The organism is Crocosphaera sp. (assembly GCF_030064895.1).
Lineage (GTDB): Bacteria > Cyanobacteriota > Cyanobacteriia > Cyanobacteriales > Microcystaceae > Crocosphaera.
Genome location: NZ_JASJEB010000079.1, coordinates 18,164 through 28,874 on the forward strand (window position 1 = coordinate 18,164; position 10,711 = coordinate 28,874).

9 protein-coding genes and 1 other RNA gene are annotated in these 10,711 nt (G+C 38.7%); 2 read left to right on the forward strand and 8 right to left on the reverse strand.

All coding sequences use genetic code 11. The features are described from left to right. Positions 1-194: 194 nt before the first annotated feature. The 5 genes from QNJ66_RS16640 to hypD form a co-directional block, all read right to left on the reverse strand. The gene (locus QNJ66_RS16640) at positions 195-1,964 is read right to left on the reverse strand and encodes an ATPase, T2SS/T4P/T4SS family (RefSeq protein ID WP_300508874.1); all 1,770 of its coding nucleotides are present in this window, start codon (positions 1,962-1,964) and stop codon (positions 195-197) included. 384 nt (positions 1,965-2,348) lie between these two features. Continuing rightward, entirely contained in the window at positions 2,349-2,552 is a 204-nt protein-coding gene (locus QNJ66_RS16645; RefSeq protein ID WP_107667120.1) for a phycobilisome linker polypeptide, read from the reverse strand. Positions 2,553-2,739: 187 nt separating this feature from the next. Further along, positions 2,740-3,225, reverse strand: coding sequence for an allophycocyanin subunit beta (apcB, locus tag QNJ66_RS16650; RefSeq protein WP_300508878.1), 486 nt, complete (start codon positions 3,223-3,225; stop codon positions 2,740-2,742). 88 nt (positions 3,226-3,313) lie between these two features. Beyond that, positions 3,314-3,799, reverse strand: a complete 486-nt coding sequence (locus QNJ66_RS16655; protein ID WP_300508879.1) for an allophycocyanin — start codon at positions 3,797-3,799, stop codon at positions 3,314-3,316. 349 nt (positions 3,800-4,148) lie between these two features. After that, positions 4,149-5,357 carry a hydrogenase formation protein HypD gene (hypD, locus tag QNJ66_RS16660; RefSeq protein ID WP_300508881.1) on the reverse strand — a complete coding sequence of 403 codons (1,209 nt, stop codon included), beginning with the start codon at positions 5,355-5,357 and terminating at the stop codon, positions 4,149-4,151. 344 nt (positions 5,358-5,701) lie between these two features. Here hypD and QNJ66_RS16665 point away from each other — a divergent pair, with 344 nt between their 5' ends. Continuing rightward, positions 5,702-6,655, forward strand: coding sequence for a PhoH family protein (locus QNJ66_RS16665; RefSeq protein WP_300508883.1), 954 nt, complete (start codon positions 5,702-5,704; stop codon positions 6,653-6,655). A 125-nt stretch (positions 6,656-6,780) separates the two neighbouring features. Beyond that, positions 6,781-7,677: a hypothetical protein gene (locus QNJ66_RS16670; RefSeq protein WP_300508885.1), complete on the forward strand. Its 897-nt coding sequence runs from the start codon at positions 6,781-6,783 to the stop codon at positions 7,675-7,677. A gap of 3 nt (positions 7,678-7,680) precedes the next feature. On the opposite strand, the gene QNJ66_RS16675 is transcribed toward QNJ66_RS16670, so the two are convergent. The 3 genes from QNJ66_RS16675 to ssrS form a co-directional block, all read right to left on the reverse strand. Beyond that, a complete protein-coding gene (locus QNJ66_RS16675; RefSeq protein WP_300508887.1) occupies positions 7,681-8,952 on the reverse strand; it encodes a pitrilysin family protein in 1,272 nt (423 codons plus the stop codon). A 25-nt stretch (positions 8,953-8,977) separates the two neighbouring features. Further along, positions 8,978-10,252, reverse strand: a complete 1,275-nt coding sequence (locus tag QNJ66_RS16680) for a pitrilysin family protein (RefSeq protein ID WP_300508889.1) — start codon at positions 10,250-10,252, stop codon at positions 8,978-8,980. A 101-nt stretch (positions 10,253-10,353) separates the two neighbouring features. After that, positions 10,354-10,537, reverse strand: a non-coding RNA gene (gene ssrS, locus QNJ66_RS16685) — 6S RNA. Positions 10,538-10,711 lie beyond the last annotated feature (174 nt).

The window sequence follows — 10,711 nt, forward strand, 5'->3', positions numbered from 1 at the left end:
ACCTTTTCTTTCATTTCATTTATCATTTATCATTTATCATTCGTTTGGAAGTAGGCTTGAAACTAAAATGTTCAATGTTCAATGTTCAATGTTTGGTCAATCAGAATTTAGAATTATTAAACTCTGAAGTTTACAAATTACCCCAACTTTTCAAAAGTTGGGGTTTCTAAATGGGTCAAACTTTTCTTATTTTTTCAAGACCAGGGATCAGGAATTGATTTAAAATCATCTGCGTTCATCTCTTCCGGGGAAGATAAATCTGCTGTAACAATGGTTTCCTTGTTGGAATCTAATTCTTGTTTTAAAGCTTCCCAATCTCCAGGATCTTCCAATTCTTCGTATAAATTGGAACTGGCAGTAATTGTTTCTTTACAAAGATCAATATCTGCGGCCATATGCTTATTAATTTGAGCCGCTTTTACTACTTGTTCAAAAGATGATCTCTGTGGTGATGTTTTCGGGTTTGAAGAACTATCAGTGCCTTTTAACGATTGTTTGAGGTGATGTAATTCTTGAGTCAAAGTCATTAACAATGTTTCCATTTTTTCCAGACGCTGAGTTACCTCTATTGGTGAAGGAGTAGAGATTTCTGGGGGGGTTGAGGAATCAACCTGATAGGGACATAAACGAGCAAATTCTTTTAAACCAATTTCCCCATCTTCAAGCAATGAAAGAGCTTCACTTTTCAAAGAAGATGGTTGATCCCTTCGCGCGATTTCCTTGAGTTGCTCGAGATCAGCACCTTGAGCAATGGCTGTTTTTAAAGCAGGAGTGATGGTATGGAATTCGTATAATTGGATGTAACCATCGTATCCGTCACCGTTGCATTGACGGCAAAGTCTACCTTTTTGTCTCATCTTTTCTCTTTCTGTTTCCTCGAGACAACGAGCTTTATAAAAGGTATTTTCAGCCTTGTTAGCCTCAGAAATTCCCAATTGAGCTAATTCATCCACCGTGGGTTCATCAATCATACGGCAAGCAGGACATAAACGAGGAATAGTCTGTTGATGAAGAACCCCTATTAAGCTATCTGCTAATAAACTTGGAGTCACCATTTCCCTTAATAAAGTAATGGCACTGATTCCATCTTCAGCATTGAGACTGGCGAGAACAAAACGTTCGTTATCCGCCATTTCTGCCACCATACGAGCCACCGATGGATTAGAAAGATGATCTACCAAAATACGCTCTTTCTCTTGTCCTAGAAGGGATTGTAACACCGTATGATAATCTTTTTCTTGATCAACATCGATCTCAGTTTGACTCATACCAGAGAGAAGATAACTGATAGATTCTTCTACAGTGGCCATGGCTGATGGGTTAGCCATATTTTCAGAGAATAAACTATAAAGAAGGGGTGTAGGGGCTTTTTTATCAGTATTGGTAACTAATAATAATCCCGAAGAACTCTGCATTATTTCTTCGAGAGATTTTCTGACCACTGCATCAGAAATCAGGGTTTCTAAATTGGGAGGTTTAACAGCACTATCCACCACACGAATTGTAATTTTTTCCCCATAAAAACTGGGCTGGGTTTGTAGGAAAAAATGGATAGTCCGACCCCCTCCCCGTTTGCGAATACGGCCTTTTTGTGGAGTTTGAGATTGGTTAACGTCCAACTCGGCCATCAACTTTAACCGAGATAAAATACGCGAGGTTAATTTTTTGGGTAAGGGATCAACGAGGGGTTTGAGAATCTCGGCCTTACCATAGCGAATGCTGAGAAAATTAGCCTCCGGTTCAATCTGAATAGAAGTAGCTTTTTTTTCAACTGCTTTGGCTAGAAATTTATTAACCAGGGTGACAATTGTATTAGATGGTGTTTCCTGTAAAATAGAATTGGTTTTTGGCGTAAATTCTGGTGGGGAAGATTCATCACCAACAATGGTAGCCTCACAATCAGGTACTTGTTGACCAATGAGGGTGGCTTCACAATTTAAGGAGTCTTGAGAGTGATTAGACATGGGTGGTTAATGATAAGCTTGAATTAGAATTTAATAATGACATTCAGGTCAGATAACATTTCTTATATCCTGTCGGTTGGTTACCTAAGTTCGACGTAAGGCAAAATTTCCATAAGTCGTAGCACTGGAAGTCTGTATCCCCCATAAAAACCTTGAAAATTACCTCACTCTGAACTCCGAAATCCTAAGACCGAACTCAGATTTGTTGGTTGTTACAACCAGAAAACGATCCCTTAATGGTTTTACTATTCTTTATCAGGATGCCCAAATTTTTCCCTTTGCCTACCATTTCCCCAGAAAAATAAGAAACCCATAGGCTAAGTGTACCTATGGGTTCTAAATTTAAGAAAAATACCGATAAATTGTGAGATAAATTGCTATTATCTACATTAATCCAGTATTTGTTCCTGGTTTTCCCGTGGCTAATTCGACTTTGACGATTTTACCGCCCATTTTCATGATGCGTTGTTGTTCGCGAAACCAATTATCGTAAGGAACCAATTTTGTAAAAAAGGTATTTTGTAATTCTCGCTGAGTCCGAATTCTCGTTTGACTAGGAACACAAGCGGTGACTTTAAACATTCGCATGGGTCAAGTTCTCCTAAATTTCCTGAAAAATTCTCATACAACAAAGTTCGGGAGTCAAGAGTCAATACTAGATCGTCAAAACCCATCTTTAACAGCAAAGATTAAGCCTTTAACCAGCTAGCACTCACTCTAGACTTCCCGAACCTCTTTTTCAACAACCTTTAGTTGGTTGTTCCTCTCAGTGGTTCTAGCTTAAGCCAGAGCAAATGTAGTCAAAATAAACACCCATTTCTTTGCCTGCATCTGCACCAACTAAACCAGCAGTTACTTCTTTCATAGCTTGAATAGCTTGAACAGTGCTAGGAATGGGAACACCCAAGGAGTTGTAGGTTTCTTTTAATCCATTAAGAACACGCTCATCGAGGATGGAAGGGTCACCCGCTAACATAGCGTAGGTAGAGTAACGGAGATAGTAGTCGAGGTCACGAATACAAGCAGCGTAACGACGAGTGGTGTACATATTACCGCCAGGACGGGTAACATCGGAGTACAGTAAGGAGGTAGCTACTGCTTCTTTAACAATAGCAGCAGCGTTAGCACTAATCACACTAGCCGCACGAACACGAAGTTCTCCGGTAGCGAAATAGCTTGTCAGTTTGTCCATCGCAGAAGGTTCAAGGTACTTTCCTTGAACATCGGCGGAGTTAATTACAGAGGTAATTGCGTCTTGCATAGTTTTGCTTCCTTAATCTTGCCTAGTCTTCAACAGTCTTAACAATTATTGGGGATGGCCGAGATAATACGAGTGTTTTTGACTCGTCTTAGCTCATCGCACCGATAACATAATCGAAGTAAGTACCAGCTTCTGCTGCATCATCAGCAGACATCATTGCGGTTGATACTTCTTTCATCTCCTGTACACTTTGGGCAACTGCTTCAATGGAGGTTCCCAAAGATTTGTACATTTCCTGTACACCTACTAAACCAATTTCTTCGATGGGGGTAACATCACCAGAAACGATTCCGTAAGTGATTAAACGGAGATAGTAGTCCATGTCACGAAGACAGGTAGCGGTCATTTCTTCGCCGTAAGCGTTTCCACCAGGAGAAACAACATCAGGACGCTTTTGGAATAAACGATTGCCGGCTTCTTTAATGATTCTTTCCCGTGAATCAGTTAAAGTTTGCGCAATGCGTAAACGAGCAGAACCGCCGGTTACAAAAGCTTTGATTCTATCGAGTTCGCCAGGGCTGAGGTAGCGAGCTTCTGCATCAGCATTCACGATGGATTTCGTGACAATACTCATGGATGGATTCCTCCCAATAATTTGAACTAGATGCTCTAATGGTTACATCTTATACGAAATCGGGTTGCAATTGGATCGCTTAACTTGATCCATGATCAAGCAACCTGACCCATCTATTCTCTGGCATTGTGTTGACATTCACTATTGTTTCTTAATATTTTGTAATATTTTTTTCATAAATCGGGGGTTTGGGGAGTGTGGGAACCTGAGTTCGGAGTTCGGAGTTCGGAGTTCGGAGTAGGGGAGTGTGGGAAGACTAGGGCGTGTCTGCAAAGTTAAAAAATCTTAGTTGAGGGAGGCAGAGGGGGCAGAGGAAGCAGAGGAAGCAGAGGGGGAAATTAGTTTATTTTTAATATTCTGCTCCCCAGTCTCCCAGTCTCCCCGTCTCCCCGTCTCCCCGTCTCCCCGTCTCCCCGTCTCCCCGTCTCCCCGTCTCCCCGTCTCCCCGTCTCAACACCGGTTGCTGATGACTTCGATAGCGGTAATAGGCTGCACAAGGTCCTTCTGAGGATACCATAGGCGCACCCAGAGGGTTTTCTGGTGTACATTGGGTTCCGAAAGCGGGACAATCGTTAGGTTTTTTGTACCCTTGCATGATTTCACCGCTAATACAGACTTGTGGGGCAGTGGATGGAGTCAAAGAGGATAAAGGGCTTTCAAAGCGTTTTAAGGCATCATATAAGGCGTATTCTGGGCGTAATCCTAACCCACTTTCTCCTATTTCTCCAATACCTCGCCAACGACGGGGAACTACTTCAAAAACTTCTTGAATGAGTTGTTGCGCTAAAGCATTACCCTGAGATTTTACGGAGCGAACATATTGATTTTTACAATCATATTTTCCTGTTTCTAATTGTTGAATACAATGATAAATTCCTTGTAAAACATCGATAGGTTCAAATCCTGTCACAACGATAGGTACTTTGTATTTTTGGGCGATAGGTTTATAGGCTTCGTATCCCATAACTGTACAAACATGACCGGCTGCTAAAAATCCTTGTACTACACAATTGGGAGACGATAAAAGGGCTGACATGGCTGGTGGAACTAAGACATGAGAAACTAATAAAGAAAAGTTCTTGATTCCTTGTTGTTTCGCCTGATAAACTGCCATGGCTGTACCTGGAGTAGTTGTTTCAAAGCCAACAGCAAAAAAAACAACTTCTTTATCTGGATTTTCTTGGGCAATTTTTAAACTATCTAAGGGTGAGTAAACAATGCGAACATCTCCCCCTGATGCTTTGATAGTTAATAAATCTTTTTCGCTTCCAGGTACTCGTAACATATCTCCAAAAGAACAAAAAATAACATTAGAAATACTCGCTATTTTTAAAGCACAATCTATCAATTCAATCGGAGTAACACAAACGGGACAACCAGGACCGTGAATTAAGGTTATTTCAGAAGGTAATAAGCGATCAATCCCGTATTTAACAATCGAATGAGTTTGTCCACCACAAATTTCCATAATTGTCCAAGGTTTAGTGATAACTTCTGTGATCTCTTGGACATACTTTTGAGCTAGATCCGCGTTACGATATTCATCAACAAATTTCATGATTTTCTCAGTTTTAAAATTATACTTTTTTGCTCAATACTATTCCGTTGACTCGATGATAATTCTGCCTTCTGCTTGTCTTGAAAAAAATTAACTTTTTTTTTGTTTTTCTCTTAATCAGTAGAAATTTTAGTAATCTGTGATTGATACCCTTAAAAACTTGTAGCAGTTTTCATTTGCATAGATTAAACATGAAAATGTCAAGACTCCCCACACTCACTCAATAGAAATATTGATACACTCAATTGAAAACTGCTATTAAGTGGCCAAAATGTTCAATTATTAACTATCATTGATAATAGTAGTCAAAACCTTATTACTGCAAAAATCATTAACTTTAATAAATGACCGAAACTTCCCAAACCCTTCAATTACCCACTCATGAAAGTGCGATCGCCCTAGCTGGAGTGGCCGAAGAAAACTTAAAATTCCTCTCTCGTCATACTGGGGCTAACTTAGTCTTACGGGGTCAAGAATTAAGGGTTTATGGACAAGAAAAACCTGTACAAAGGGTGATGAAAGTATTGCGATCGCTAAAACCTTATTGGGAAGAAGCAAAAACTATTTCTCGTCCTGATCTAATGACGGCGTTTCAAGCGTTAGACACGGGACGCATGGAAGAATATCAAGACTTACAGAAGTCTATTTTAGCAACAACCCGTCGAGGGGAAGTCATTCGTGCGAAAACCTTTCGACAAAAACAATATGTTAAAGCTATCCAAAAACATGATGTTACTTTTTGTATTGGTCCGGCGGGAACTGGAAAGACTTTTTTAGCTGCTGTTTTAGCTGTTAGGGCGTTATTAAATGATGAATGTGAACGCTTAATTTTAACCCGTCCGGCAGTAGAAGCAGGGGAAAAATTGGGGTTTTTACCTGGAGATTTACAACAAAAGGTTAATCCTTTTTTAAGACCTTTATACGATGCTTTATATGAGTTTATCGACCCCCAAAGAATCCCTGATTTGATGGAAAGAGGACAAATAGAAGTTGCACCTTTAGCTTATATGAGAGGACGTACTTTAAGCAATGCGTTTGTCATAGTTGATGAGGCACAAAATACCACTCCAGCACAATTAAAAATGGTATTGACTCGTTTGGGGTTTGGCTCAAAAATGGTGGTAACAGGAGACATTACTCAAACCGACTTACCTGGACATCAAGCGTCTGGTTTAGTGGTTGCCACTAAAATTTTAAAGTCAGTGGAGGACATTGCTTTTTGTTACTTTTCTCAAGCGGATGTAGTGCGTCATCCTTTGGTTCAAAAAATTGTAGAAGCTTATGAGAACTTTCAATAAAAAAATGGGGGATAATTGAGGGAAAACTCTAGCCAAAAATCCTCAGAGGGTTTATATTTAGATAGACGACAATATTTGTGTTGAATATTGACGATACCTCAGTTTATTTGCCAATTTTATTAACTATGAAAGCTATTGTTTTAAGCTGTGATAAATATCTCAAATTTGCTGCTCACACCATTCTTAGTTACGAAAAAAGATGGTCAAATCATCCCTTTACCTTTAGAGTCCCTTATGGGGAAGCCGAATTTTTACCTGACTTTAAGCAGTATAGAAATAAGGTAGAATTGCTACAAACTGATAGCTGCAAAATGGCTTATTCGGTAGAAAGTCCATCGGGACCGAAAAAAGTTAGTTTGATTAGACCAACGGTCTTAAAATTAATCGAAGATATTCCCGATGATGAATGGATTTATTGGTGTATGGATGATAGATATCCTATTCGTATGCAAGAAGATAAGGGCAAAGACCTCTATGAGTTTATTAAAAATATTGAAGATCCTCAAGTCGTGCAAGTTAACTTTATCAGAAATACTAAACAAGGTTATTGGAAAAGCGATAAATTTCTTAAAGAAGATGGCCAACTATACACTCCTAATAAACAGATTCTTAGAGAAACTGTTTTTACAGAGCAATCTGAGATCAAATCTATCTGGATGCACCAATTTTTGAGAGCAAAAGTCTTAAGAAGAATCTTCTTAGGTTTTCCCGATAGAGCATTTCTTGGTAAAGAAATGGATTCTTTTAACCATCCTAAATTACCGGGAGAAAAATGCTATTTTCTCGAAAAAAATATAGGAATTTATGGTGAGAGTAGCAGTCGAGGGGAGATTACAGAAAATTGTGTTGCTAGTTTTAAAAGTTTAGGATTGGAATTACCCAAAGATATGAAAATATCTAAAAAATACTACGTCGTAGGGGAATTACCTTATAAGTTTTTGGGTCTAGAATTCAAATTACCGAAAAGATTAGATCAATTTTTAACTAGCGTTAATCGTTGGAGATCTAGAACTCTCGGTTAACCCTTAATTCATAATTTTTTCTGGTGTAACTAAAGAAAGATAAGGGGATAATAAATAATGTTTTGCTACTTTCTGCACCATTTCCGAACTAATATTATTAATAAGTTCTGGAAATTTTTTGTCAAATTCAATCCCTAACCCTAAAGTTTCATACCACCCGTATAAATGGGCAACTTCTGCATTAGTTTGTTTACCTAAAGCATATTGTCCTAGTAACTTGTTTTTGGTAATTTGTAGTTCTTCTGGGCTTAATTCTACTTCGGATAATCTTTCTGTTTCCTGTTGTAATCCCTCAATAGCAATGTTGGTATTATGAGGAGCAGTTCCGATATAAGTAACGAAATTAGAGGGTTGTAAACGAGTGGGGAAAAAGGCAGAAACATCATAAGCAAGTCCTTTCTTTTCCCTTAATTCTACAAATAAACGACTGGATAAACCATTGCCTAAATAGGTACTTAATAGTTTTAAAACAGGATAATCAACATGATCAACACCCACGGTTAAATAACCTAGCATAATGATCGCTTGTTGTGTTGCTTGATGATTGACTATTTTAGAAGGAGAAACTGTTAACATAGGAAGGGAATTAAGAGTTAAACTTTCGGAAGGATTTTCCCATGTTCCAAAACTTTTCTCAATTAATTGAACAGCCTGATCTAAGGTGATATTTCCTGATAAACTAATAATTAAATTATCGGGACGAAAATGTTGAAAATGACACTCTTGTAAGTCTTCTCGACCAACTTGACAAACGCTTTCTTCTGTGCCTAAAATCGAGCGTCCGTAGGGATGTTCTCCATATATTGTTTCTCGTAAATGTTTAAAAGCAACGTTAAAAGGTTGTTCTTTTTGAGAGCGAATAGTTTGACAAATTAACTGTTTTTCTAGGGCAATTTCTTCTTCTGGAAAAGTAGGAGAGCGCAGAATTTCTGCTAATAGGTTTAATATCTTCTCAAAGTCTCCTGAAACTGTTTTGATACTCATCATAAAATAATCTGATGCGGTATCCCCCCCTAAACCGGCACCCATTGATTCAATGGCCTCTGCAATGTCAAGAGAGGTCATAGTTTCGGTTCCTTTGGTGATTACAGTTGCCAGTAAGTGAAAAATACCTGCTTTTTCGGGATTTTCCCACAAATTACCCGCTTTTTTCCAGAAAAAACGCCCTGAAACTAGGTCGGCGGTGGGATTTTCTCGAACGATTAAAATGATGCCATTATCTAACTGTAAACGATGGATATATTGGGTGGTGGAAACAAGAGAAGATTTGTGCATTATTGAGTAATTTTTGTTTAATTAATTAGCAGGGTTCCATAATAGTAATACCATACCGTTTTGGAGACAAATATTGGGCAGCAAGGTCTTGTAATTTTTCTGCACTATATTGTTGAATTAAGCTAGGATAAGTTAGGGCTAATTCAGCATGGGCTAAGGTTTGATAATAACCGTATAATCCTGCTAATTGACTGGGGGTTTCTGTGGAAAAAATGTAGTCATGACAGAGCAATTTTTTAGCTTTGTTTAATTCTGCTATTGGTATCGGTTCTTGTTGTAATTGTCTTAATCGATCGCAGATAATTTCTTCAACTTGAGACATATTTTGGGGATTTAACCATGCTCCAATGGTAAACAAACTGGAATCTTCTTGCAAGGAAAAAGAACTTTCAATATCCATTACCAGTTGTTGGTCTTCTCGTAATTCTTGGACTAGACGAGATGTTCTACTACCCCCTAAAATAACTGATAATAAGTCTAATCCTAACCCTTCTTCTAATTGATTGATTCCGGGTCCTATCCACCCCATTAATAAGCGTCCTTGGCTTAATCTAGGAGAGTAGATATGATTGCGCCTAATTTCTGTTAGAGGGGGTTCTGAGTTAATTTGATGGGGAGGACATTCCCACGGCCGACTAAAGTTGGAAAAAGCTTTATCTACTAAGCATAAAGCGGCGTTTTTGTCAATATCTCCCACTACCACCACTGTGATATTTTCGGGTTGGTAATGGGTTCGATGAAAACACCGTAACTGATGGGTTGAATATTGTTTGAGTTGGGTTTCCTGACCCAAAATTGATTTTCCGTAGGGGTGCTGTTGGTATAATGTTTCACAAAGGCTTTGAAAGCAGATCCAATCGGGATTATCATTGGATGAGCGTATTTCTTCTAAAATTACATCCCTTTCTCGTCTAAATTCTTCCTCGGGGATGGCTGCTTGTAGTAAAATTTCCCCTAAATATGGTATGGTTTGCTTCAAGCGATCGCTACCTACAGTCAAGAAAAAATGTGCGTAGTCATGACTGGTAAAAGCGTTGGTTATACCCCCATTTTGTTCTATGATCTCATCAAATTTTCCTGGATGGATTATTTTGCTTCCTTTGAAGATCATGTGTTCTAGGAAATGGGCAGTCCCTCCCCACTGTTGGGGTTCAACCCTTGTTCCTGCTTTAATCCAAACATCTACCACAGTTACTGGGGTAACAGAAAGATTCTGATGGACAACCGTTATCCCCTGATCTAGTTTGGTAACGCTAACGGGAAAACCCCGATTTTTGCAACGATGTTCTTCTTGTCTCAATGACTAAAATGGTTAGGGTTTCTTTAATTTTAGGTTAATTTTAAGTTTTTGTCTGGCTTCCCTGAAGTGAATGTCTGGAAACCTTGACATTTAGAATAATCTGAAAAACCGCCGTGCCGTTTTACCTCAGTTTATGACCTGGAAGAACCAGGTGGGTATCGACCGCTTATCGTTTCTGTTTCCGAGTACAAGCTCGGTTTACTACCACGATAGCTGGTTAACGCCCTTAAACTCAAAGCATAGATCAAAAAACTTTATTGGCAGTCACCAACACAGCAGCTTTTCTCTTCCACTTTATCACAAACTCAAAAAATTGTAGTTCCAATTTCTCGTTACCTTTTTCCTAAAACTGACATCTTGCACCTTCAAATAAAATCCTAGTTTTGTTAGAGGCAGGAGTTGAAAGGCAGGAGGCAGAAGGAGTAATAGCTAGATATAATCTTAAATAGCCAATTATGA